Annotated in this window: 23 protein-coding genes; 16 read left to right on the top strand and 7 right to left on the bottom strand. The window is 61.2% G+C overall.

What is annotated here, in order from left to right:
* Positions 1-98: 98 nt before the first annotated feature.
* The 4 genes from nrdD (at position 99) to AB5Y86_RS13535 (ending at position 3,630) form a co-directional block, all read left to right on the top strand.
* Positions 99-2,216: an anaerobic ribonucleoside-triphosphate reductase gene (gene nrdD / locus AB5Y86_RS13550; RefSeq protein ID WP_042079841.1), complete on the top strand. Its 2,118-nt coding sequence runs from the start codon at positions 99-101 to the stop codon at positions 2,214-2,216.
* 100 nt (positions 2,217-2,316) lie between these two features.
* Entirely contained in the window at positions 2,317-2,826 is a 510-nt protein-coding gene (gene nrdG, locus AB5Y86_RS13545; RefSeq protein ID WP_058056725.1) for an anaerobic ribonucleoside-triphosphate reductase-activating protein, read from the top strand.
* Positions 2,827-2,890: 64 nt separating this feature from the next.
* Positions 2,891-3,061: a YqaE/Pmp3 family membrane protein gene (locus AB5Y86_RS13540; protein WP_005343870.1), complete on the top strand. Its 171-nt coding sequence runs from the start codon at positions 2,891-2,893 to the stop codon at positions 3,059-3,061.
* Positions 3,062-3,237: 176 nt separating this feature from the next.
* A complete protein-coding gene (locus AB5Y86_RS13535; protein ID WP_005358848.1) occupies positions 3,238-3,630 on the top strand; it encodes a TonB family protein in 393 nt (130 codons plus the stop codon).
* A 57-nt stretch (positions 3,631-3,687) separates the two neighbouring features.
* Here AB5Y86_RS13535 and AB5Y86_RS13530 read toward each other — a convergent pair whose 3' ends face one another.
* From AB5Y86_RS13530 to AB5Y86_RS13510, 5 genes are all read right to left on the bottom strand, one after another.
* Positions 3,688-4,044, bottom strand: coding sequence for an MliC family protein (locus AB5Y86_RS13530; RefSeq protein WP_005349873.1), 357 nt, complete (start codon positions 4,042-4,044; stop codon positions 3,688-3,690).
* A 142-nt stretch (positions 4,045-4,186) separates the two neighbouring features.
* Positions 4,187-4,951, bottom strand: a complete 765-nt coding sequence (locus AB5Y86_RS13525; RefSeq protein ID WP_368193054.1) for a substrate-binding periplasmic protein — start codon at positions 4,949-4,951, stop codon at positions 4,187-4,189.
* A gap of 166 nt (positions 4,952-5,117) precedes the next feature.
* A complete protein-coding gene (locus AB5Y86_RS13520) occupies positions 5,118-6,215 on the bottom strand; it encodes a DUF2955 domain-containing protein (RefSeq protein ID WP_368193053.1) in 1,098 nt (365 codons plus the stop codon).
* Positions 6,205-7,260 (bottom strand): HlyD family secretion protein, encoded by a 1,056-nt coding sequence (locus AB5Y86_RS13515; RefSeq protein ID WP_042079833.1) that lies wholly within the window; start codon positions 7,258-7,260, stop codon positions 6,205-6,207. The genes AB5Y86_RS13520 and AB5Y86_RS13515 overlap by 11 nt, the downstream gene beginning before the upstream one ends.
* A gap of 1 nt (position 7,261) precedes the next feature.
* Complete coding sequence (locus AB5Y86_RS13510) at positions 7,262-7,774, bottom strand: MarR family transcriptional regulator (RefSeq protein WP_005349886.1); 513 nt, start codon at positions 7,772-7,774, stop codon at positions 7,262-7,264.
* Positions 7,775-8,761: 987 nt separating this feature from the next.
* Here AB5Y86_RS13510 and AB5Y86_RS13505 point away from each other — a divergent pair.
* From AB5Y86_RS13505 to AB5Y86_RS13490, 4 genes are read left to right on the top strand one after another with little or no spacing between them, the layout of a single operon-like run.
* The gene (locus tag AB5Y86_RS13505) at positions 8,762-10,078 is read left to right on the top strand and encodes a 2-hydroxycarboxylate transporter family protein (RefSeq protein WP_368193052.1); all 1,317 of its coding nucleotides are present in this window, start codon (positions 8,762-8,764) and stop codon (positions 10,076-10,078) included.
* Between the two features lie 23 nt (positions 10,079-10,101).
* Entirely contained in the window at positions 10,102-11,652 is a 1,551-nt protein-coding gene (locus AB5Y86_RS13500) for an NAD-dependent malic enzyme (protein WP_368193051.1), read from the top strand.
* Positions 11,653-11,669: 17 nt separating this feature from the next.
* Positions 11,670-13,238 (top strand): sensor histidine kinase, encoded by a 1,569-nt coding sequence (locus AB5Y86_RS13495; RefSeq protein WP_164537484.1) that lies wholly within the window; start codon positions 11,670-11,672, stop codon positions 13,236-13,238.
* 3 nt (positions 13,239-13,241) lie between these two features.
* Positions 13,242-13,937: a response regulator gene (locus AB5Y86_RS13490; protein WP_075115718.1), complete on the top strand. Its 696-nt coding sequence runs from the start codon at positions 13,242-13,244 to the stop codon at positions 13,935-13,937.
* 76 nt (positions 13,938-14,013) lie between these two features.
* Here AB5Y86_RS13490 and AB5Y86_RS13485 read toward each other — a convergent pair whose 3' ends face one another.
* On the bottom strand, positions 14,014-14,913 hold the full coding sequence (locus AB5Y86_RS13485) for a DMT family transporter (RefSeq protein WP_013724000.1): 900 nt from the start codon (positions 14,911-14,913) through the stop codon (positions 14,014-14,016).
* A gap of 233 nt (positions 14,914-15,146) precedes the next feature.
* Between AB5Y86_RS13485 and AB5Y86_RS13480 the strand changes: the two genes are divergently transcribed.
* Positions 15,147-15,932, top strand: coding sequence for a helix-turn-helix transcriptional regulator (locus AB5Y86_RS13480; protein WP_368193050.1), 786 nt, complete (start codon positions 15,147-15,149; stop codon positions 15,930-15,932).
* Between the two features lie 80 nt (positions 15,933-16,012).
* Here the strand turns inward: AB5Y86_RS13480 and AB5Y86_RS13475 are convergent, their stop codons facing one another.
* A complete protein-coding gene (locus AB5Y86_RS13475) occupies positions 16,013-17,530 on the bottom strand; it encodes an aldehyde dehydrogenase family protein (protein ID WP_368193049.1) in 1,518 nt (505 codons plus the stop codon).
* Between the two features lie 236 nt (positions 17,531-17,766).
* Between AB5Y86_RS13475 and AB5Y86_RS13470 the strand changes: the two genes are divergently transcribed.
* The 7 genes from AB5Y86_RS13470 (at position 17,767) to AB5Y86_RS13440 (ending at position 24,717) form a co-directional block, all read left to right on the top strand.
* Positions 17,767-19,446 carry a sigma-54-dependent Fis family transcriptional regulator gene (locus tag AB5Y86_RS13470; RefSeq protein ID WP_368193048.1) on the top strand — a complete coding sequence of 560 codons (1,680 nt, stop codon included), beginning with the start codon at positions 17,767-17,769 and terminating at the stop codon, positions 19,444-19,446.
* A 130-nt stretch (positions 19,447-19,576) separates the two neighbouring features.
* Positions 19,577-19,987: a VOC family protein gene (locus AB5Y86_RS13465; protein WP_107682390.1), complete on the top strand. Its 411-nt coding sequence runs from the start codon at positions 19,577-19,579 to the stop codon at positions 19,985-19,987.
* 101 nt (positions 19,988-20,088) lie between these two features.
* Positions 20,089-20,778 carry a phosphate regulon transcriptional regulator PhoB gene (gene phoB, locus AB5Y86_RS13460; protein ID WP_005338414.1) on the top strand — a complete coding sequence of 230 codons (690 nt, stop codon included), beginning with the start codon at positions 20,089-20,091 and terminating at the stop codon, positions 20,776-20,778.
* Positions 20,779-20,786: 8 nt separating this feature from the next.
* Positions 20,787-22,082, top strand: coding sequence for a phosphate regulon sensor histidine kinase PhoR (gene phoR / locus AB5Y86_RS13455; RefSeq protein ID WP_111900370.1), 1,296 nt, complete (start codon positions 20,787-20,789; stop codon positions 22,080-22,082).
* Between the two features lie 178 nt (positions 22,083-22,260).
* Positions 22,261-23,235, top strand: coding sequence for a PstS family phosphate ABC transporter substrate-binding protein (locus AB5Y86_RS13450; protein WP_005338411.1), 975 nt, complete (start codon positions 22,261-22,263; stop codon positions 23,233-23,235).
* Positions 23,236-23,416: 181 nt separating this feature from the next.
* On the top strand, positions 23,417-24,223 hold the full coding sequence (locus tag AB5Y86_RS13445; RefSeq protein WP_005338409.1) for a M48 family metallopeptidase: 807 nt from the start codon (positions 23,417-23,419) through the stop codon (positions 24,221-24,223).
* Positions 24,211-24,717: a GNAT family N-acetyltransferase gene (locus AB5Y86_RS13440; protein WP_103251509.1), complete on the top strand. Its 507-nt coding sequence runs from the start codon at positions 24,211-24,213 to the stop codon at positions 24,715-24,717. The genes AB5Y86_RS13445 and AB5Y86_RS13440 overlap by 13 nt, the downstream gene beginning before the upstream one ends.
* Positions 24,718-24,766 lie beyond the last annotated feature (49 nt).

The raw sequence follows: 24,766 nt of genomic DNA, 5'->3' as shown, positions 1-24,766 counted from the left end.
TCGGCTGAATTTATTTGCGTCCAGGACGAGATGCCGGGAGGGGGGCCCAACAAGGGTGAGCCAGAGGCAAATGCCTGGCCTTTTAACGGGGAAAATCCATGAAACCGGTTGTGATCAAACGTGACGGATGTCGCGCACCATTCAATGCCCAGCTGATTGCAGAGGCGGTCAGCCGAGCGGCGGAAGCGGTCAATCAGGCCAATCCGGCACTCGCCTCCCGCATTGCCAATGCCGTGAGTCAGGAGCTGGAAGGGCGTGGTGAAGTTGATATTCACGAGATCCAGAACCGGGTCGAAAACCACCTGATGGCTTCCGACGACAAGGCCATCGCCCGTGCCTATATCGAATATCGCCACGACAGGGATCAGGCTCGCGAGGCGCGCGGCCGTCTGGCGCAGGAGATCCGCGGTCTGGTTGAGCAGACCAATGCCGCCCTGCTCAACGAGAATGCCAACAAAGACTCCAAGGTGATCCCGACCCAGCGCGACTTGCTGGCCGGTATCGTCGCCAAGCACTATGCCACCAGCCACATGCTGCCCCGTGATGTGGTTCAGGCTCATGAGAGCGGTGATCTGCATTTCCACGATCTCGACTACTCGCCTTTCTTCCCGATGTTCAACTGCATGTTGATCGATCTGAAAGGGATGCTGACCCACGGCTTCAAGATGGGCAATGCGGAGATCGATACCCCGAAATCCATCAGCACCGCCACGGCCGTGACCGCCCAGATCATCGCCCAGGTGGCGAGCCACATCTATGGTGGCACCACCATCAACCGCATCGACGAAGTGCTGGCTCCCTATGTGACCATCAGCTGGCAGAAACACCGTGAAGTGGCCGAAGAGTGGGGCATTGCCGACGTAGAAGCCTACGCCATGGCCCGCACCGAGAAAGAGTGCTACGACGCCTTCCAGTCGTTGGAATATGAAGTCAACACCCTGCACACCGCCAACGGTCAGACGCCCTTCGTCACCTTCGGCTTTGGCTTGGGAGACAGCTGGGAGTCGCGGATGATCCAGCGCGCCATCCTCAGCAACCGTATCGCTGGCCTTGGCAAGAACAAGAAGACCGCCGTGTTCCCGAAACTGGTGTTCGCCATCAAGGATGGCCTCAACCACAAGCAGGGCGATCCCAACTACGACATCAAGCAGCTGGCGCTGGAGTGTGCCTCCAAGCGGATGTATCCGGACATCCTCAACTACGACCAGGTCGTGAAAGTGACCGGCTCCTTCAAGACCCCCATGGGTTGCCGCTCCTTCCTCGGTGCCTACGAGGAGAATGGCGAGCTGATCCACGAAGGTCGCAACAACCTGGGTGTGGTGAGCCTCAACCTGCCGCGCATTGCGCTGAAATCCCGTGACGAAGCGGACTTCTGGGATCGTCTCGATGCCTCCCTGCGGGTCGCCAAGAAGGCGCTGATGTACCGCATCACCCGTCTGGATGGCGTCAAGGCGCGGGTCGCACCGATCCTCTATATGGAAGGGGCTTGCGGCGTGCGCCTCAAGGCGGACGACAACGTCAGCGAGATCTTCAAGAACGGTCGAGCCTCCATTTCCCTCGGTTATATCGGGGTTCACGAGACCATCAACGCCCTGTTTGGTGACAAGGTGCACCTGTTTGACAGCGCCGAGCTGCAACAGAAGGCCATCGCCATCATCGCCCGTCTCAGGGCAGCCATCGATGAGTGGAAAGAGGAGACTGGCTACGGTTTCAGCCTCTACTCCACCCCGAGCGAGAACCTCTGCACCCGTTTCTGCCGCATCGATGCCAAGGAGTTTGGCGTAGTATCCGGTGTGACCGACAAGGGTTACTACACCAACAGCTTCCACCTCGATGTGGAGAAGCAGGTCAACCCGTACGACAAGCTGGACTTCGAGGCGCCCTATCCGCCCATCGCCAGCGGCGGCTTCATCTGCTACGGCGAGTACCCCAACATCCAGCACAATCTGGAAGCGCTGGAGAACGTCTGGGATTACAGCTATGACAAGGTGCCTTACTACGGTACCAACACCCCCATCGACGAGTGCTACGACTGCGGCTTTACCGGCGAATTCGAGTGCACCTCCAAGGGCTTTACCTGCCCGCGCTGCGGTAACCATGACCCGGCCAAGGTGTCGGTGACCCGCCGTGTCTGCGGCTACCTCGGCAGCCCGGATGCACGCCCCTTCAATGCGGGCAAGCAGGAAGAAGTAAAGCGCCGCGTCAAACATATGTAAGCGCACAGGCGATGAAGAGCTGGCCCCTGACTCAAGGGGCCATTTTCATTGGAGGGCGGCAGTTATGCCGCTGTCCCGTGAACGAGGCAGGAAACAAGCGATGCACTACCACCAATACTACCCGGTCGATGTGATCAACGGCCCCGGCACCCGTGCCACCCTGTTTGTCTCGGGCTGCGAGCATCAGTGCCCGGGTTGCTACAACCAGAGCACCTGGCGGCTCGATGGCGGCAAGCCGTTCGATGAGGCGATGAGCGATCGCGTCATTGCGGATCTCAACGACAGCCGCATCAAACGGCGAGGTCTGTCGCTCTCCGGCGGCGATCCGCTCCACCCGGCCAACGTGCCCCACGTGCTGGCGCTGGTGAAACGGGTGCGCGCCGAGTGTCCGGGCAAGGATATCTGGTGCTGGACCGGTTATCTGCTCGGCGAACTGTCAGAGGCCCAGCGCGAGCTGGTGGCCTTGCTGGATGTGCTGGTGGATGGCAAGTTTGAAAAGACGTTGGCAGACCCGGGCCTGCTCTGGCGTGGCAGCAGCAATCAGCAGATCCACGATCTCAATGCCTGGCGTGATGCCGGTGAGCGAATTCCCTGTCTGGTTTGCAGTTGAAGTCCGGGATGTTTATGGTTAGCCCATTCCAATCCTGACGACATTTTTGAAAAGGAGAGCCGAGATGAACAATCTGCTCAAGATCCTGCTAGCCATTTTCTTGCCCCCGGTGTGCGCGTTTATCCAGGTGGGCTTTAGCTTGCACTTTTTAATCAACATAGTGCTGACCCTGCTGGGCGGTCTGCCGGGCATGGTCCATGCGCTCTGGCTGGTGGTGAGCGACAAGCGCGGCTGATGCCAGCGGATGGTTAGTGAGCTTGTTGACGATAAAAGGGCCAACCTCTCGGGGTTGGCCCTTTTGTTCATGTTCATACGAATACTTTTTCGTTAGGATGGGTGACTGACCAAGCGGGCCGCGTTGAGCGGCCCGCAGTCCGGCAACAAGCACCGGCAGAGAACAAGGAGCGTTACATGAAGTGGAAAGTCGCAGTATGGTCAGGTCTGGCAGTGACACTGTTGCTGGGGTGCTCATCCCGTCAGGAGGTGGCGCACGAGCGCGCTCCGATCGCTATCCCTCTCGAGCAGTTGTCCAGCTACTGGGTTCAGGAGAAGCAGTGGTCATGGCTTGGCAATGACGAGCCAGCCCTGCCGGCCAAACCGGTCAAGGGGTATGTGGAAGTACGCTATCAAATCGACGCCAGCGGCACGCCGGTCAAGCCGGAAGTGGTGGCGGCCGAGCCCCCCGGCGAACTGGAGCAGAGCGCGCTGGCGACCCTCTCGCGGATCCGCTACAGCCCGGCAGAGGGCAACCCGGATGCCATTCCGGTCGAGGTGACCAACCGCTTCGAGATCGAGATCAACTGATCCCCCACCACTCTGATGCCAGAGTAAAGAGAGACCCCGGCCAGGCCGGGGTCACGTTTATTGCTGTTTGCAGTCGTTGTAGGCGGTCTGCCACTCGCCATCCTGATCCCGAAGCTCGACAAAGCCCTCATCCCCCTTGTTCCACCAAACGGCCTCATGTTCGTCTGTATAGCGGGCACCGGAGGCCGAGACGGCTTGGGGCAGGGTGTAATCCTTGCCGTCCGGCAGTGACAGCTTGATAAAGTTGAGGCTCTCGTCGGAGAGGGAGAAGTAGCGCACCTGCACCTTCTTGCCCTGCTCGCACTGATAACTGACCGGTTCGCCACCAGTGACTGAGAGGGTATTGCCCTGATTGCAGCCGGCGAGCAGGCCGAGGGCCAGCGCACCAGCGGCCATCATATGTACCTTATTCATGATTACAGCTCCATTGGTGTCATACGGGCGTGAGCCTAACAGGTTGCCGTTATTGTGCAATCCGCACGGCCATTCGGTGCGTCGCTCGCTGTCCGGCATACCGCGCGAGTATGAGGGGGCGCTATCAGGAAGGCATCGTCAATCAGTAGAGGCCAAGTCTGGTTTCAAACTGGCGGATCAGCGTCTCATAGATGCCGTTGTTCTTGATCTTCTGCAGCCCCTGTTCGAACTGTTTGGCCAGCGCTTCCCCTTGCGGGTGGTGGCGGGAGAAGGCGAGCCAGAAGCCATCGGTGGAGATTTTACCGACCTTGACCACCTTGCCGGTCAGCTGTTTCTGCTGGATCTTCAGGTAGCCCGGCATGCCGTTCATCAGGATGTAGTCGACCCGGCCACGTACCAGCATCTCGAGGATCTGGGCATCGGATTTGGCCTGAAAGCGGGTGATTCTGGGGTTCTCCATAAAATCGGTGGGGTAGGTGTAGCCGAGGGTGATGCCCACCCGCTTGCCCTCCAGCGAGGTGAGCTTGAGATCCCGTTGCGGCTCGCTGGCGAGGGCGAAGATGGCAAGATCCTCCTCGAACATGGGGGTATCGTGCCAGTGGTACTGGTAGCGGTTCTCTTCGGTGATAGTGGCGTTGAAGCACCCCGCAAGTTTGCCGCTTTTCGCATCGTGCATGCAGCGGGCGAAGGGGAGGGTGCGAAAGACAATCTCGATCCCTTCGGCGGCGAACACCGCCTTGACCAGCTCAGGCGCCAGTCCGTGGGGCTGGTCATCCTCATTGTCCTTGTCGCGCTCGCAGTAGGGGGCCCAGTCATCTTCGGCACCAATGACAAGCGGGGTGGCCCCGAGCGGGCTGGTAGCCAACAGTACCAGACAAACCAGCCATTTTTTTAACAACGGAACCATAGGTACACCTCATCGACAGCAGCCTTACAAGCATAGCCGTACTTCTGAGCTGTGGCGGCGGGGGGGATGGCAAGGGAGGCACACGAGGGAGAGAAAAAAGCCCCGGCAGGCGACGGGGCGAAAGAGAGCTCATCCATGGGCTGACAACAGTGCTTACAACAGGAAATCAATAACCGAAGCGGGTCGCCTCGAAGCGGTTGAGCAACCGGTGGACGAGGTAGCAGGCCAGCAGGGTGACCACGATGGCAAACAGTATGCTGCTCACCCGGTAGAGGGCGCTGAACACCAGATCGTTGCCCGGAGTGAGGTATTGGCCAAACAGGATGCCGAGGGTGGTGAGGGCGCCAAAGCCGACCCCGGAGCCGCCTGCCTCCTTGACATGGGCATGGCTGAACAACATGGCGCCGAGCCACAGCAGCGGAGCGACCAGCAACAGTTGCCCTGACCAGTCATAGAGCACCAGCTGGCCGAGCAAGCCGAAGGTGACCCCCAGCAAGGTACCCATCGCCCGTTTACGGGCATAACTCAGCGCACCGTTCCAGTGCATGGGGAACAGCACCAGCAGGGTCGTGGCCTGGGCAGACATGGAGTCGCGCAGGTCAAACACCTGAAATACCAGAAACGACAGGGTGGCCACCGTGGCACCCAGCAGGGCTTCATGGCGCATCCGGTGCGGCGCCTTGGGGGCCGAGGCGGGCTTGGGTCTGGCCTCCACATCCGGGATCAGCATGGTCATCAGGTAAGCGATCAGCACCGACAGCACGCTCGCCCAGATATTGTTGAGGATCAGGTCGTTGAGGTCGGTCTGCGGATAGCTGGCAAAGTGCAGCATGATGCTGAGGCTCAGCACCCCGTTGGCCCCGAACAGAAACAGGCTGCCCCGCGACATGGCGGCGAAACGGTAGAGAAACAGCAGAAAGGCGATGGGGGTCATCAGCGCCGGATGGCTGCCAAACAGCCCCCCCAGCAGCCCGACCTCCACCCCACAGACCACCGCCGCCGCGATCAGCTGGCGCGCGGCATGGCCATTCATCACCGGCACCATCCCCAGCAGCAGCACCGGCGTGACCGTATAGAAGACCCCGTAATTCCAGCCAAACAGCTTGCAGAGCAGAAAGCCCGTAGTGCAGCCAAAGGCGATGCGCAGGCACTGGCGCAGCTCGTTGCCGGTGAGGGGCCGATACCAGAGGTGGGTGGCAGCAACACCGGCGGGGTGTGCTGCGGCGGTATTGGCCGACGGGTGAGTGGCGTGGTTAGTAGACATAATGGAGCAGGCTGAGCAGATGGATCTGGCCCCGTGCCAGCATGGCGGTCAGGGCATTGTCCGGCAGCAGTTGTACCGTGGCCCGCGCCCCGGCTGGCAGATGATCGGGGAGCTGGTCCAGCTCGAGGTGCAGCCGCATCCGCTGGGCATCCCGTACCCAGCGATCCGACTCCACCGGTGCGGCCAGTCGACCGTTGGCATCAAATTGACCGGCACTCACCCCGGCATCCAGACTGCTTACGCGGGCAGGATAGAGCTGACCCGGCTCGCCATCGAAGGCGACCAGTGCGCGGGTTTGCTCGCCAACATGGCGCAGGCTCTTCTCCCGAAAATCGGCAATGACGTCCACCTGTTCTGACACCAGCGCCAGCAGCGGGCTGCCGGCGCTGGCGATACTGCCCGGCTTGAGCTGCAGGTTGGTGATGGTGCCATCCTGATCCGCGTGGACCTGGCTGTAAGAGAGGGCCAGCTGCGCTTGCGCCAGCTTGTTGCGGGCCTGGCGCAGCAACAGATTGTCCTCACCGGTTACGCCACGACTAGCCTTGATCTGGGCCAGTTTGGCCTGACTGGCACGCAGGTTGGCCTGGGCGCTGCGCAGGGCGCTGTCAGCTTCATCTTTTTGTTGCAGCGAAACCATATGACGTTGGTAGAGCGCATCGATCCGCTCAGCCTCGCGCCACTTCTGGCTGGCCAGGGTCTCCTTGGCGTTGATCTCGGCAACGGCAGCTGTCAGGGCGGCATCCAGTTCACTGTTCTGCTGCTCTGCCTGCGCCAGCGCAAGGCGGGCCTGCTCCACCGCCAGTTCAAAAGGGGCCGGATCCAGCCTGAACAGCAGATCCCCCTTCTTGACCTGCTGGTTGTTGTGAACGGCGACCTCGATCACCTTGCCGCTCACCTGGGGGGCCAGCTTGGTGACCACCCGGGTCGCCATCGCCTGAGGGGTGAGGGGCATCAGCAGGTCGGCTATCAGAAAATAGGCAAACAGGGTGGCAAAGCCAGCCATGGACCATTTGATCCAGCGGGTAAATTGTTGATCCGGGGTCATCTTATTCTCTCTCTGTGTCGGTCTCGGGAGGGCTTGTATCGCCTCCGGCTTGTCGGTCGTGGTGTTGTTCAATTTTGCTGAGGGCGTTGGCCGAGATCCGCTGCACCGTGGCTTCAAACAGCTGCAGGGTCTGCTCGTCGATGCCCCCCAGCAGCTCCCGGCGGATATTCATGATGCGGTCGGCGATCTGATCGAGCAGGGTCTGGCCTGCCGGGGTCACGCAGACGATGCGGGCCCGCTTGTCCTGACTGCAGCAGTGGCGCTCAATCAGTCCCTGCTCTTCCAGCTGGCCCAGGGTGCGCATCAGGGATGGGAGCTCTATCTCGAGGGCTTCGGCCAGGGTCTTCTGGCTGACATGGTTCCCCATGCGGGAGAGTTTCCACAGCGCGGTCCAGCGGGGATGGGTGAGGCCAAGGGGAGCCAGCTCCAGGTCGGCGGCAGTACGCCATAGCCGGTGCATCCGCGCTATCTGCTCGGCGAGCGACAGCTCGCGCAACCTTTCCAGATCCGTCATCTTCTCATCCTCAATGTACTTAGCCTGCTAAGTATTATGCTTGTTTAGCAGGCTAAGTAAATAGTGTGATGCGGATCATGTTTCTGGTCGGATCTTTCGTTGGTGAGGGCGAGCAGCATTCGAGCCCCTGATATTATTCTCGGGGCTGATCCACTCGAGGCTCTCTTGCCGATTCGGATATTGCGCCGTGAATGGAGGATATCCGGTGGTTATTTTCATGAAATTTTCAGCTTCAGTGAGCAGCTCTTTTTTTATCCGCTAATATTGATGGGGTTATAAAACAAGGGGGAAACGGGTTGTGGATGGATATGACAGTGGATGTGTGTATCTGGCAATTGAAGCGCTGTTGAGTGATGGAGAATATGGTGCAGAGTCACACCATGGCGTAAATCGGGAAGGCGCAATCAGAAGTACCGATATCAGTCATGATTTTGACCCCGCCAATATTCCATTGCTGTTGGCAGAATAGACCTGACCGTGTGTGATCCTTGTGAGTTCAAGCCAGTGCTCTGGTATTCGCTGGCTTGGCTCATCACTATTTCAATCTCCCCTTTTTGCATCTTTCTCCTCACCCTTTTTCATCGTACGTGCTTCCTGCACGCCGACTCAAACCCTGATGTGGCAAGCCGTGGCACTCGCGTCATGGCGATGACATTGCCCGCTGCTTCTCACTCACAGGATCTGTGGCGATAAATGGTCGCAGAGCTTGTCATCTGGCTCTGTTATTTCCCCGAAGGGGGAGAGATCATCGCATCGTTATTACTGCTGATCATCCCAATATCCGCCATTGGGCTCGCTCGTTTTATCGCCCTATTTCCTGACTTGGTCGGGTATCGGATGTCTGGTGTTCTATTGTGCTGCGCACGTTGGCGACACCATGATGTTTAAGTTTTTAATGTTTTTATATGGCTTTGCAGTCTGGCTAACCGACAGGAGTGAGGGGGATCAATAAAGTAGTGGCCACAATCACACGCAGAGTACATAACAATGAAAAACCTCTCACCCCTACAAACCACACAAGAAAAGGCCGCCTTTATGGGCGGCCAACAAATTGCCGGTATGCCGCTCTTTATATTTCTGGGGTTGGCGACCTGCGTTCTCTTTTCCGGCTGGAATGGCTCGTTGCCGCTCGGCATGGTCGGTGCGCTGGCACTGATGTTTGTGCTGGGCACCCTGCTGACCGAGCTGGGTGAGCGGATCATGCCGATCCGTGAATATCTGGGGGGCGGCACCATCCTCGCCATCTTCGGCGGCGCCGCCCTGTTCGAATATCAGCTGCTGCCGGTGCAGGCAGGGCAGGTCATCACCAACTTCATGAAGGAGGGGGGCTTTCTCAACTTCTTTATCGCCAGTCTGGTGACTGGCTCCGTGTTTGGCATGAGCGGCGCTTTGCTGAAAAATGCCGCCATGCGTTACCTGCCGGTCATTCTTGGTGGCGTCGCACTGGCACTGCTGAGCGTGGGGTTGGTCGGCTCCCTGATGGGGTATGGCTTCAAGAATGCGGTGCTGCTGATCGGCCTGCCCATCATGGGCGGTGGCATGGGCGCCGGTGCGGTGCCCTTGGTGGAGATCCTCTCCGGCCCGATGCAGATGTCCAGTGCGGATCTCTTGTCGCGCATGGTACCGGCGGTGGTGATCGCCAACACCCTGGCGATTCTGGTGGGCTCCCTGCTGGCGCGGCTCGGTCGCCGTTATCCCTCCCTGACCGGCAACGGCAAGCTGATGGTCAAAGAGAATAGCCAGAGCATTGCTGACGAGCAGGCCGAAGCGCCGACCCTGCAGAGTCTGGGTATGGGGCTTTTTATCAGCTCCAGCATGTTTGTGCTGGGCTCCCTGCTTGGCAACTTTATCCCCATGCACCCCTTCGCCCTGATGATTTTGGCGGTCGCTTTTATCAAGGTGAGCGGCCTGCTGCCCCGCCGTTATGAGCAGGCGGCGGCCGACTGGTATCAGTTTGTGGTGAGCAACCTCACTCCCTCCCTGCTGGTGGGGATCGGCGTCGCCTATACCAGTATTCCGGAGCTGATCAGTGCCTTCTCCATCAGCTACTTCGTGCTGGTCATGGTCACCGTGATCGGTGGCGCCCTCGGTGCGGCGCTGGTTGGCAAGCTGATCGGCTTCTATCCCATCGAGGCGGCCATCACCGGCGGACTCTGCATGGCCAACATGGGCGGCACCGGCGACGTAGCCGTGCTCTCGGCGGCCCAGCGGATGAAGTTGATGCCCTTTGCCCAGATCTCCTCTCGTCTCGGCGGCGCCGTGATGCTGATCCTGGCTACTGCTCTTATCTCCCTGTTCGCCTGATACCGGATTGAGGAACAAACAAAATGAACGACATCATGATGGGCACCAGCCTGCCCTATGCCGAGCGCAAGCGTCAGGGCGTGCGGGGTCGCATGCCCCACAAGGAGGAGTCCCTCTCCCAGCAGCGGCGCCGGATCTACCGATTGGTCAGCGCCATGCAGAGTCCGTTTGACCAGCATTTGCTGCTGCGCCAGTTGCAGGAGGACAACCCGGTGCTGTTCTACGATCTGGTGCGCCACCATCTGCCGGAGCTGCTGCCGATCATCTACACCCCGGTGGTGGGAGAGGCGTGCCAGCGCCACAGCGATCTCTATCTGCGCAGTCACGGTCTCTATCTCTCCTGGCATGACAGGGACGATCTCGACGACATCCTCGAGTCGGTAGAGCAGGAGGTGGACGTGATCGTCATCTCCGACGGTGAGCGGGTGCTAGGGCTCGGCGATCTCGGTATCGGCGGCATGGGGATCTGTATCGGCAAGCTGGCGCTTTACTCCGCCGCGGGTGGCATCAACCCGGCCCGTACCCTGCCGCTCTGCGTCGATGTGGGCACCAACAACCCCGAGCTGCTGGAGGATGACTCCTACCTCGGCTGGCAATCCCCGCGCATCGACGGCGAGAGCTATTACCACTTCATGGACAAGGTGGTGGCCGCCATTCGCAAGCGCTGGCCGCAGGTGGTGCTGCAGTTTGAAGACTTTGCTGGCAAGCATGCCGCCAACTTGCTGACCCGTTATCGCGATGAGCTCTGCATGTTCAACGACGATATTCAGGGCACGGCGGCAGTGGCTTCTGCCTGCGTGCTGGCCGGGTTGCAGCAGGCGGGTACCGCCCTGTGCGATGCCCCGGTACTGATCGTCGGCGCGGGTTCTGCCGGTTGCGGCATCGCCGCCATGCTGGCCCAGCTGGCGGGGAGTCACGACGGCGTCTGGCTGTTTGATCAGGACGGAGTGGTCTGCAGCGATCGTCCCAACTTGACTCGTGCCCAACAGCCGTGTGCCCGCGCCGTTGAGGAGGGGAGTAGTTCGCTGCTGGAGACCATCCGTCAGGTGCGCCCGGCGGTGCTGATCGGGGTAAGCGGTCAGGGCGGCCTCTTTACTGGCGAGGTGTTGCAGGCGATGGGGGAGGTGTGCGATCAGCCGGTGATCCTGCCACTCTCCAACCCGACCCGCAGTGCCGAGGCCACCCCCGAGCAGGTGTGGGGCGCCACAGATGGCCGCGCCCTGCTGGCCACCGGCAGCCCCTTTGCGCCGGTGACGGTGGCTGGGGAGCGGCGGGTGGTCTCCCAGTGCAACAACGTCTATGTCTTTCCGGGGATTGGTCTCGGGGCCTGCGCCGTCAAGGCGCGCCGCATCAGCGATGGCATGTTGCTGGCCGCGGTGCGGGCGGTCGGCGCCTATCCGCTGGTAGCGGGCCGGCTGTTGCCCCCCATCGAGCAGGTGGGAGAGGTGGCCCGCGCCGTCGCCAGAGCGGTGGCACTCAGTGCCCGCGAGGAAGGATTGGCCGATTTTGTCGGCGATCCGGCACCTTTGATTGACCAGACCTGGTGGCATCCGCACTATTGGGCTGCGTCCTGACGTTTTAAGGTATGTGCATGAAACTTCGCCACCAGTTGGTCACCCTCTCTCTTGGGCTCTCCCTGCTGCTGATCCTCATTCTGGGCAGCCTGCTGGCCCTCTTTATCCGTCATCTGCTGGAGAGCAATCTGCAGGATAAGGGGAGCGATCTGGCACGGGTCATGGCGGCGGATACCCGGGTGGTCGAGGCTCTGCGTCAGGGCAGTGATCCTACCCTGCGCGACTATGTGGAGGCCGTCTGCAACCGCACCGACGCCACCTATATGGTGGTGACCGACGAGCATGGTCGCCGCCTCAGCCACCCCAACCCCGAGCTGGTGGGGCAGAAGTTCCGCGGCGAGGATATCTGGCCCGCGTTGCAGGAGCGGCGCAGCTACTGCTCCAAGGATCGGGGCACCATGGGGCCGGCGATCCGCTGCTTCTCCCCGGTGGTGGGCGGAGATGGGCGTGTCATGGGGGCCGTGGTGGTGGGCTACCTGATGCAGCAGGTGGAGGGCATCTATATGGAGCGGGTGGCCCTGCTCATCTGCGCCATCGTTGCTGTGCTGGGGTGCGGCCTGCTGTTGGCTCTCTGGGTGCAATACCTGCTGCGCAAGACCCTGCTCGATCTGGAGCCGGAGGCGATCGTGCGCCGCTTTACCCTGCAGGATCTGGTGCTTGAGCACATCACCGAAGGGGTCATCGCCCTCGATGGCCGCGGCAATATCAACATGATCAACAGCACCGCCAGCTATCAGCTGCGGCTGCCGGTTACCGGGCGCCATGCCCTGCAGGGGCAGTCGCTGGCGGAGCTGGTGCCACCCCTTGCCCCCTGTCTGGAGCAGGAGGCGGGGGAAGTGAGCTTCACCATTCAGGGGGAGTCCTTCGTCGGCCGCTGGCAGGCGGTGCAGGGCAAGGCACCGGGGCGGCTGCTGATCTTCAGCCGTCCGGAGGTGGCAGCCAGTCTGGGGGTACAGGTGACCCACCTGCGCCAGTATGCCGAGATGCTGCGGATGCAGAGCCACGAGTTTGCCAACAAGCTGAGCAGCCTCTCCGGCCTGTTGCAGCTGGGCCATGTGGATCAGGCGGTGGAGCTGATCCAGCAGGAGAACGAAGCGTGCCAGACCATGCTGCAGGAGCTGCTGCGGCTGATCGACAACAAGCCGGTGGCGGGGCTTATTCTCGGCAAGTTCAGCCGGGCTCGCGAGCTGGGGGTGACCCTGGAACTCGATCCCGATTCGGCGCTGGCGGAGTATCCGGCCTCGGTCTCGGCCGATCTCATTACCCTCATTGGCAACCTGCTGGACAACGGCCTGCAGGCGGCCTGGCGCAACCGCCAGCAGCGGCCGCCGCGGGTGCTGCTGTCCCTGTGCGATGTGGGGCGGCGACTGGTGATCGAAGTGGAGGATAGCGGTGAGGGGGTCGACGAGGAGCTGGCCGATCACCTGTTCGATTACGGGGTGAGTCGCCAGAGCGGCGATCACGGGGTGGGTCTGTTCCTGGTCAAGGAGACCGTGGGTCGGCACGAGGGTGTGATAGAATGGCGGCGAACCGCCGAGCAGACCACCCTGTTTGGTATCTACTTGAATAAAAACCAATTAATGTGAGCCATGGACCCAATAATCACGCTTGTTATTGAAGATGACGATCGGATCGGTGCCATCTTGTCAGAACTGGTGGCGGCGACACCCGGTTTCTCTCTGCTGGGGCGGGCCGGTACCCTGGCCCAGGCCGATGCCATGATGGCCGGTGTGGTGCCCCAACTGCTGCTGGTGGATGTCTCCCTGCCCGATGGCTCCGGCCTTGAGTGGGTGAGCCGCCTGCGCAGCCACAACCGCGAAGCCTACGTCATCATGGTGACTGCCTCGCGGGATGTGGAGACCATCCAGCAGGCCCTCAATCTGGGGGTTCATGACTACGTCATCAAACCATTGCGGCTGTTTCGCATCCAGCAGAGTCTGGATGAGATCCTGCAACTGCACAGCCGCCTCTGCGAGCGGGGTCGGCTGGAGCAGGAAGATCTCGACAAGCTGCTGGGCAAGGGAGGGCGCTCCCAGATCAAGGAGATGCGCGTCACTCCCAAGGGGATCGACAGCATCACCCTGCGTCAGGTGCTGGATCTGCTGGCGGGCGAGCCGGAGAGCGTCTTCTCCACCGATACGGTGGCGCTGCGACTCTCCCTCAGCCGCACCACGGCGCGCCGCTATCTGGAGTATCTGGAGTCGGAAGATCGGGTGGATGTAGATCTCAACTACGGTCAGCGGGGGCGACCGGAGCGGCGCTACCGCTGGCGCCGGGCCGGTTGAGATGCGCACTGGTGTACATTGCAGAAACAACAAGGGAGCCATAGGCTCCCTTGTTGTTTCCGGACGATGTTGGTTCTTAGGCGGCTTCCCGTTCGGCTACCGGCGCACGCCCCTTCAGCTGGGAGGCCATCACCCCGCCCAGGATCAGCCCGCCACCCAGCAGGTGATAGCCGTGGATTGGCTCGCCCAGGCCGACGACGGCGATCAGCGCCGTACAGAGCGGCATCAGGTTCATAAAGACCGAGGTGCGCTCGGCGCCCATGCAGGCGAGGCCGCGCATCCAGCAGTAAGCCGCCAGCAGGGAGGAGGCAAGCCCGGCGAAGAGCACCAGTCCCCATCCTTCGGCTGGCACCGCCATCGAGTCGGCGCTGAGAGCGAGCGGCACCAGCAGCAGTACCGCCAGCAGGATCTGCATGTAGAGGTTGAGCCAGGGGCCAAACGGCAGGTGCCAGCGGCGGATCAAGAGGCCGTAAAGGGCGTAGCTGGCGGACCCCAGCAGCATCATGCCATCCCCCGGGTTGATGCCGTTATGGAGCAGGGCAAGCGGTTCGCCCTTGCCAAGCAGCCAGAGCACCCCGAACAGGGAAAGACTCATGCCGAGCAGTGCCTGTTTGCCGGGACGCTGGCCGAAGAAGAGCGCCCCTTGCAGCAGGGTGAGCAGCGGAATGAGGGAGCCGATCACCCCCATATTGGTGGCCGAGGTGCTGTGGGCAGCGTAGTAGGCCAGACACTGGTAGAGCACCATACCGAGCGCCGCCAGCACCAGCAGCTTGCCGAGCCAGGGGCGAACCTCACTGCGTCGCCGCCAAAGGGTGGGCAGGCAGAAGGGAGTCAGCGCCAGGGCGGCGATCACCCAGCGATAGAAGGAGATAGCCGCGGGGTCGAGCACGCTGGCGGCCGCCTTGGACACCACGGTATTGGTAGCCCAGATCAGCACCGCCATCAGCGGAAAGAGAAGAGGGGAAAAGATTCGCATCAGAGGCTCCTTATTAACAGGGGGCCAAGTCTACCCTTGTCTTTATATTATCAAGTAGCGTAAAACAGACAGATGACCCAGCAGAAAAGACAACTCTTTCTGATGTACCTTATTCCGGCCCACACGGGCTGCGTCTGCCCGCAGCTGATGGCTGCTTTTGACTTGTGCCGGAGACCGAGCCAACAGGGCGTTGCATCACGCCTGTTCTTCCCTCTCGCTGACAAGGGGCGCTGATGGCCACTCACCATTTTCAGCCGGTAGATGCCGTTCTGCCCGCTCCCAATCCGCTCTATTTCAGTTACCAGCAGATGCTGGCCGACAGCGCGACCGTGCTGCACTCCCACCCCTGGGGCCAACTCAACATGATCAGCCTAGGGATCATGGAGATAGAGCTGGGGGATCAGCGACTGGTGGCCCCTGCCGACTACCTTATCTGGGTACCGGCGGATCTCGACCACACCTCCTACAACGAGCAGACCCTCGACTACACCTCCATCTACGTCAGCCACGAGCTGGCGGCCAAGCTGCCGTCAGAGCCCCGATTGCTGCTACTCACCCCGTTGATCCGCGCTCTGCTGAGCGACTTTTGCGAACGGCGGGTAAGCCATATGGTGGATGAGTGGGATCAGCGTCAGGCCGAGTTGCTGGTGGAGCGACTGGCGCGCACCCGTTGTCAGGAGAGCTACCTGCCGATGAGTCAGGACAAGCTGCTGGCTCCCATGCTGGCGGCGTTGCACAGCGATCCTGCCGATCCCCGAACTCTGGCCCAGTGGGCCGGACAACTGCACACCACAGAGCGCACCTTGGCACGGCGCTGCCTGCGGGAGCTGGGGATGAGCTTCGGTCAGTGGCGGGCGCGGCTGCGGCTGCTCAAGGCACTGGCCTGGCTCAAGGGCGACATGCCCATTCAGGAGATCAGCTGGCGGCTCGGTTACGGCTCCACCTCGGCCTTTATCGCCATGTTCAACCGGGAGCTGGGCTGCTCCCCCCAGCGTTATCGCCAGCAGTCGGGCAGATAACTAATTGCCGGACATGTCATCTGGTAAAGCAAAACAAGGAGGGCGCCCGCAGGCGCCCTTTCTGATGGTATCTGCTCGCGCTAGAAGAAGCCGAGCGGGTTGATGTCGTGACTCACCAGCAGGTTCTTGGTGTTCTGGTAGTGGTCCAGCATCATCTTGTGGGTCTCGCGGCCGATCCCCGACTTTTTGTAGCCGCCAAAGGCGGCGTGTGCCGGGTAGGCGTGGTAGCAGTTGACCCAGACCCGGCCAGCCTGAATGCCACGCCCCATGCGCCAGGCCAGATTGCTGTCGCGGGTCCACAGGCCTGCCCCCAACCCGTACTGGGTGTCGTTGGCAATGGCCAGAGCATCGGCCTCGTCCTTGAAGGTGGTGACCCCGAGTGCCGGCCCGAAGATCTCCTCCTGGAACACCCGCATCTTGTTCTGGCCGGAGAAGATGGTGGGCTGGATGTAGAATCCCCCCTCCAGTCCGCTCACCTTGGCCGGGCCGCCGCCGATCAGCATCTTGGCCCCTTCGCCGCGGCCGATCTCCAGGTAGCCCAGGATCTTGTCGAACTGTTCGCGGGACGCCTGCGCCCCCACCTGAGTGGCGGTATCGAGGGGGTTGCCCTGAACAATGGTGCGGGCGCGGGCCAGCACCCTGTCCATGAAGTCGTCATAGATGCTGGCCTGCACCAGCGCGCGGGAGGGGCAGGTACACACTTCCCCCTGGTTGAAGAAGGTCATCAGCATCCCTTCTACCGCCTTGTCGATGTAGCTGCTCTCGTGCTGCATCACGTCGGCGAAGTAGATATTGGGGGACTTGCCCCCCAGCTCCACGGTGGAGGGGATCAGCTTGTCGGCGGCGCAGCGCAGGATATGGGCGCCCACTTCGGTCGAACCGGTGAAGGCGAGTTTCTGGATCCGGTTGCTGGTGGCCAGAGCCTGACCTGCCTCGGCGCCGAAGCCGTTGACCACATTGACTACGCCGGGGGGCAGGATGTCCTTGATGAGATCCATCATCAGCATGATGGTGACCGGGGTCTGCTCGGCGGGCTTGAGCACGCTGCAGCAACCCGCCGCCAGCACAGGGGCGAGCTTCCAGGCGGCCATCAGCAGCGGGAAGTTCCACGGGATGATCTGGCCGACCACGCCGATGGGCTCTTTGAAGTGGTAGCTGACGGTGTTCTGATCCAGCTCGGCGGCCGAGCCCTCCTGAGCACGAATGCAGCCAGCGAAGTAGCGGAAGTGATCCACCACCAGCGGCAGGTCTGCCGCCAGGGTTTCACGCACCGCCTTGCCGTTCTCCCAGGTTTCGGCGATGGCGAGCCGTTCGATGTTCTGCTCGATGCGATCGGCGATGCGCAGCAGCAGGTTGCTGCGCTCGGTGACGCTGGTTTTGCTCCAGCTGGTGAACGCCTTGTGTGCTGCATCAAGCGCCAGCTCGATATCGGCGGCGTCGGAGCGGGCGACCTCGCAGAATACTTTGCCATCCACCGGCGAGATGTTTTCAAAGTAGCGGCCGGCGCGAGGAGCCACCCACTCACCACCGATGAAGTTGTCGTAACGGGATTTGAAGCTGACCAGGGCACCTGCCTGACCGGGAGCGGTATAAATCATCTCATCATCCTTTATGTGTGTGATCCTGACCGGACTGGCTGACAGACCGGTTGCCAGCTGATATCGCAAGGGGCGTGCCAAAGGGTCTGACCAGCAGACAAAAGGTTACAAAAACGTTATCAAATGGGGTGTGGCAGCGTATCTTGGTTAACCAATGTCCACGGCTATTGCGATAAAACTGTACCGTTTCTGGACAGCGGCCGAGACAGTCGTGCTGTTTGTGAACAGGAGGCGTGATGAGTGAGTCACTTCAACCCGGTCCCGGTCCGATCCAGCGTTCCTGGCAGCGCTGCCTGCATCAGGGGCTGAGCCGCCAGCAGAGTGCCGATCTGGACTTGCTGCCCCTGGGGGAGCTGTCGGCCCGTCAGGAGCAGCACAGGGCTCTGATTTCCTGCTTCCAGCGCTTCGTGCTGCCGCTGTTTGCCCAGTTGCTGGCCGGTCGCCCCTGTCGCCTGTTGTTGTGTGACGGTGAGGGGGCCATTCTGGCCGCCAGTGGTGATGAGGGTTTCGCCCGTCATGCCGAGCGTATCTTTTTGCGCAGTGGTGCCCGCTGGGGTGAGGCGAGCAAGGGCACCAACGCCATCGGTACCGCGCTGGCCGAGCAGAGCGAAGTACAGGTGCTCGGCAATCAGCACTTCTTCGCCCAGCACAGCTTCCTCAGTTGCAGCGCTTGCCCGTTGCTCGGGCCAGATGGGCAATTGCTCGGGGTGCTCGATATCTCCACCGATGCGGCCCATCACGATGGCGACATGCTGGGCACGGTGCGGCTGCTGGCCATGACCCTCGAAAACGCACTGCTGGCGCGTCAGCCGGGCTGGCTGGTGGATCTCGATCCCCAGAGCCTCTGGTCCGCTCGCCTGTTGCTGGGAGAGGAGGGGGAACTGCTCGGCGCCAACCGGGCAGGCCGACTCTGGCTCGGCCAGCACCCTTTCGATGGCAGGCAACTGCTGCGCGAGGGGCGTGGCTTGCGGCTGGTGCCAGAAGCGGACGTGACACCTTCCCGCGCCGTCCTGCCGGGTCACTCAAGCTCGGTGCTACCTCCGCAGCAGGTGCCGCTCAAGATGCTGGAGCGCGGCATTTCGCTGCTTATCGAGGGGGAGACCGGCAGCGGCAAGGAGCATCTGGTGCGGGCCCTGCACCGAGCGTCCAGTCGGCGGGAGCAGCCACTGGTGTGCGTCAACTGTGGCGCGTTACCAGCAGAACTGGTGGAAGCCGAGCTGTTTGGCTATGTGGGCGGGGCCTTCAGCGGTGCCCGCAGCCAGGGCAGTCAGGGTTATCTGCGTGCAGCCCACGGCGGCATGCTGATGCTCGATGAAATTGGCGAACTGCCGCTGCAGGCTCAAACTCGACTGCTGCGGGTATTGCAGGAGCGCTGCGTGACGCCGGTTGGCAGTCACAAGCCGGAGGCGGTGGATTTCTGGCTGGTCAGTGCCAGCCACCGGGATCTGGCGGCCATGGTGCAGAGTGGCGCATTTCGCGAAGACCTCTATTACCGGATCTGCGGCTGGCGCCAGCAGCTGATGCCGCTGCGCCGTTGGCCTGCCGCTGAGCGTCTGGAGCTGATCCAGCGACTGCTGGCGGAGATGGACCCGACCCTGCGTCTGACCCGCGATGCGGAGCAACAGCTGCTGGCCCATCCGCTGCCCGGCAACGTGCGCCAGCTCAAGCAGGCACTGGAAGTGGCCTGTGTGCTGGCAGAGGGGTTGGGTTGGATAGAACCCGCCCACCTGCATCTGCCCAGTGTGGCCACAGAGCCCGGCGTCTTGCCGATGGGGGAGGCGACCAGCTTGCGTGAACAAACCCGGCGGCAGGTGCAGCAAACGCTGGCGGCATGCGGCGGCAACGTCAGCGAGGCCGCACGCCAGCTGGGGATCAGCCGCACCACCCTCTACCGGACGCTGCGCGAAGCCCCTTGAGTGCTCGCTCCCCCTCATCGGTCGTTTTCAAGACGCACATGCCGGCTGGAGCCCTGCCCGTCCAGCCGCTATGATGCGCCCTTGCCGGGGGCATTGCGCCCGTTGACTCATCCGTTGAGGATTTTCTGCCATGTCACAACACATCGGTGCATTGACCCTGCTGGTCGCCGATTACGATCAGGCCATTCGCTTTTTTACCGAGGGACTTGGCTTTGCGCTCCTGGAAGACACTCGGCTCGACGAGCCGGGCAAACCGGGCAAGCGCTGGGTACGGGTTGCTCCCAAAGGCGCTCCCGGTTCCGCGCTGCTGCTGGCACAAGCGGCCAATGCGCAGCAGCAGGCCGCCATCGGCCAGCAGGGCGGTGGCCGGGTATTTCTGTTCCTCGAGACCACTGATTTCTGGGGGGATTACCAGCGCATGCAGGCGTACGGTGTTCATTTTTGTGAACAGCCCCGTGACGAGCCTTATGGCACCGTGGTGGTGTTTGAGGATATCAGCGGCAACCGGTGGGACTTGTTGCAACGTACTGCTGCCAACTGAATCTGAAAACGTTTATCATCCCGCCTGTCATAAAGTCATAAAAGTGTCACAGAAAATTCTAATAATTGGCGCACCCATCTTCACAGAGGAGAGAGAAGGGAATGGCTAAGCGAATTCTGGTGGTCGAGGACGAAGCACCGATCCGCGAAATGCTCTGCTTCGTGTTGGAGCAGAAGGGATATGAGACGATTGAAGCGGAAGATTACGCCGATGGACTGGCGAAGGTGCGCGAACCCTACCCCGAACTCATCGTGCTCGACTGGATGATGCCGGGCGGCAGTGGCATCCAGTTTATCAAGCAGCTCAAGCAGGATGAGGTGACGCGCCAGATCCCGGTGGTGATGCTCACCGCCCGCGGTGAAGAGGAGGACAAGGTGCGTGGTCTGGAGGCCGGTGCCGACGACTATATCACCAAGCCGTTCTCGCCCAAGGAGCTTACCGCTCGCCTCCATGCAGTGATGCGCCGCGTGTCGCCCACCTCGGTGGACGAGGTGATCGAGGTGCAGGGGCTGAAACTCGATCCTGTCTCCCACCGGGTCAGTGCCGAAGAGAAGGCGCTCGACATGGGGCCGACCGAATTCAAGCTGCTTCACTTCTTCATGACTCACCCCGAGCGGGTCTACAGCCGTGAGCAGCTGCTCAACAATGTCTGGGGTACCAATGTGTACGTCGAGGACAGAACCGTGGATGTGCATATTCGTCGCCTGCGCAAGGCGATTGAAGAGACAGGGCACGACAGATTGATCCAGACGGTGCGTGGAGCCGGATACCGCTTCTCAACCCGTCTCTAGAGGCAGTTATGTTGCAACCTTACGCCTGGCGGCGACAGTTGTGGCGAATGGCGTTTTTTTACGCCCCCTTCGCATTGGTTGGCTGGTTGATTGATCATCTTGCCCTCTGCCTGTTGGTGGCGGCCGTGTTGCATCTGGGCTGGCACTATCGCTTCCAGAAGCGGCTCTCTGACTGGCTGTGGCACGACCGCAGCCTGGTGCCCCCCAGCGGCAATGGCAGCTGGGAGTACATCTTCAACGGTATCTACAAGTTGCAGCAGCGTCACCGTGCCCGTCGCCGCGAGCTGGCGGGGCTGATCCGCCGCTTCCGGGAGGGTGCCGAGGCGCTGCCCGATGCCGCCGTGGTGTTTCGCACAGATGGCAGTATCCTCTGGTGCAACCGGCTGGCGGAGCAACTGCTCGGTTTTCGCTGGCCGGAGGATGCCGGCCAGCATATCGGTAACCTCATTCGCAATCCGGCCTTTAACGCCTATCTGGGCAAGGGAGCGTATGACGAGCCCCTCGAGATGCACTCCCCGGTCAACGAGGAGAAGTTTCTCGAGTTTCGCATCATGCCCTACGCCTCGGATCAGGCGATGCTGGTGGTGCGGGATGTCACCCGCTTGCGCAGTCTCGAGAAGACCCGCAAGCACTTTGTCTCCAACGTCTCCCACGAGCTGCGCACTCCGCTGACCGTGCTCAAGGGTTATCTGGAGATGACCGAGGAGCCGCCCCCGCCTGCCATGTGGGCCAAGGCGCATCGGGTGATGATGGAGCAGACTATCCGGATGGATAATCTGGTCAATCAGCTGCTCACCCTCTCCCGTATCGAGGCGGCCCCGACCGTGGATCTCTCCCACCTGGTGGACATGCCTGCCATGCTGGGGCTGCTGGAGCAGGAGGCGCGGGCGCTCTCGGGGGAGCGGGCCCACCAGCTCGAATTTGTGGTGCAGCCCAATTTGCTGGTGCGCGGGGATCAGGAGCAACTGCGCAGTGCTGTCTCCAACCTGGTCTACAACGCCATTCACTACACCCCGGCGGGGCGAAAAATCAGCGTGGAGTGGCGCAAGCAGGGGGCGATGGCGCTGTTTGCCGTGAGCGATGAAGGGGAGGGGATTGCCCCCGAGCATCTGGCACGGCTGACCGAGCGGTTCTATCGGGTGGACAAGGCACGCTCGCGCCACACCGGCGGCTCAGGCTTGGGCCTTGCCATCGTCAAGCATGCCCTCAGTCATCACGACTGCCAGCTCGATATCGAGAGCCGGGTCGGCCTTGGCAGCCGCTTCAGCTTTCTCATCCCGAGCCGCATGGTGGTGATTAAATAGTCTTTTATGGCAATGGGTTAGCTGCAAAAAGAGGGCCTTTCAACGGGCCCTCTTTTCATTTGTTCAAATCTGTCGCCATGTCATTAAAGTGTCACATTAAATCCATAAATTTGTCACTGCCAGGTCAGATACTGGCGCCGTCTTAAGAACGGACCTTCTGTAACTTTGGAGAGATTGGATGAAACTCAACAAACTGGCTGGTGTAATCGGATTCACCGCAGCAACCCTGTTTTCTGTCAGCGCCCTGGCTGCCGGTGTGGATAAAGACCTGCCGGATTACACACCGACCAGCGGCATTTCGGGCAACCTGTCCTCTGTCGGCTCGGACACCCTGGCCAACATGATGACTCTGTGGGCCGAAGAATTTAAGCGTTTGTACCCCAACGTCAACGTGCAGATCCAGGCCGCCGGTTCTTCTACCGCCCCGACTGCCCTGACCGAAGGTGTTGCCCAGTTCGGTCCGATGAGCCGTGCAATGAAGGCCGGTGAAGAGGAAGCATTCGAGAAGCGTTACGGTTACAAGCCGACTGCCATCCGCGTTGCAGTCGATGCCCTGGCGGTGTTCGTCAACAAGGACAACCCCATCAAGGGGCTGACCATGCCGCAGATCGACGCCATCTTCTCCAGCACCCTCAAGTGCGGCGAAGCCAAGGCTGCCACCAAGTGGTCTGATCTGGGTCTGGACGGCAACTGGTCCTCTAAGGATCTGCAACTGTTTGGTCGCAACTCCGTATCCGGTACCTACGGTTACTTCAAGGAGCACGCCCTGTGTAACGGCGACTTCAAGAGCGGCGTGAACGAGCAGCCGGGTTCTGCCTCCGTGGTGCAGTCTGTCTCTGCCTCCCTGAACGGCATCGGCTATTCCGGTATCGGTTATGTCACCTCCGGTGTGCGTGCAGTACCGCTCTCCAAAGATGGCAAGACCTTCATCGAAGCGACCTCCGATAACGCCATCACCGGCAAGTATCCGCTGTCACGCTTCCTGTACGTTTACGTGAACAAGCATCCGAACAAGCCGCTCTCCCCGATGGAGCAAGAGTTCGTCAAGATGATGCTCTCCAAAGCGGGCCAGAACATCGTTGCCAAAGATGGCTACGTGCCGGTGCCGGCCAAGGTGGTACAGGCTGACCTGAAAAAGCTGGGTATCATGTAACTGCCCGCAGTCAGCATGCCCTGATAAAACGAGCCCCAAGCGGGCTCGTTTTGTTTTTGGCGGCTGTCAGTTTTGTTAATAGCGCTGGATGGATATTTTTCCGCCAGCCGGGGGCTGGCTCCCTTGCGTAGCCGGGCGGCATTTCCGAGAATAGGGCAACGTTATGGCAAAGGATCCCTTCATGATTGCGTCCCTCACCAAGTTTGGCATGGTAGCCCTCTGTAGTTCCCTGCTGGTCGCCTGCGCCCAGTCGCCGACCGGCCGCAGCCAGATGCTGCTCTACTCTCCCCAGCAGATGAACCAGCTGGGCGCTGACTCCTTCGAGCAGATGAAAAAGCAGGAGAAGGTGAGCAAGGATGCCAAACTCAACGCCTATGTCTCCTGTGTCGCCAAGGCGGTGACCGCCCAGGTGCCGGCCAGCTATGGCATCACCAACTGGGAAGTGGTGGTGTTTGACTCCAAACAGGTCAACGCCTTCGCCCTGCCCGGCGGCAAGATCGGGGTCTACAGCGGCCTGCTCAAGGTGGCCAAGAATCAGGATCAGCTGGCGACCGTCATCGGTCACGAGCTGACTCACGTACTGGCCCAGCACTCCAACGAACGACTCTCGCGCAGCCAGCTGGCGGGGATCGGTCTGGCGGCTGCGGACATTGCCATGGGCACCAGCGAGTACCGCGGCGCCACCATGGCCGCCCTTGGCCTCGGGGTCGAGGTGGGGGTGATGTTGCCCTATGGCCGAACTCAGGAGAGCGAAGCGGATCGGCTGGGGCTTGAGCTGATGGCGCGCGCCGGGTTCAATCCGGCCGAGGCAATCCCCCTGTGGCAAAACATGAGTGCCGCCGCCGGTGGCAACACGCCGCCGCAACTGCTCTCCACCCACCCGAGCAACGAGAACCGGATCGCCGAGTTGCAGGCGCAACAGGCGCAAGTGCTGCCGCTCTATGAGCAGGCCCGCGCCAATGGTCTGGTGCCCCAATGCAAGGCATAAGCCTGCGCATGGCGCGCAGCGACGATGCCGCCGCCATGACGGTGATGCAGCGAGCCAGCTGGCTCGCTGCTTATGGCCAGGTGCTCGGTGCCGACCTGCTGGAGCAGCTGGACGTCACCGCTCATCTGCAGATCTGGCAGAGCCGTCTGGCCGAGCCGGGCCCAAGGCCCATGCTGCTTTGTCTCGATGAGGTGGTGATTGGCCTGCTCTACTGGCAACCACAGCAGGAAGCGGGGCAGAGCAGCGCCCTGATCCGCGCCTTTTACCTCCATCCCGACCATTGGCGACAAGGCTATGGCAAACGGCTGTGGCAGGCGGTGGCGATGCAGATGCGCCGCGCCGGCTGCCATAGCGTCAAATTGTGGCTGCTCGATGGCAACCACATCGGCGAGGGGTTCTACCTGCGCCGTGGCTTCGTCTTTGATGGCGAGGAGCGTACCCTGATAAGCCTCGGGCAGCCCTGCCTGCAGCGACAAATGAGCCGTTTGCTCTGATCACTCTCCCGTTTTTCGCCTTCGGTCACTTTATTTTTTTTGCGAATTA

The organism is Aeromonas sp. s8, assembly GCF_040907785.1.
GTDB classification, from domain to species: Bacteria; Pseudomonadota; Gammaproteobacteria; order Enterobacterales; family Aeromonadaceae; genus Aeromonas; species Aeromonas veronii.
Note: the sequence above shows the minus strand (reverse complement) of the source record. Positions and strands in the feature narration are given on the sequence as shown.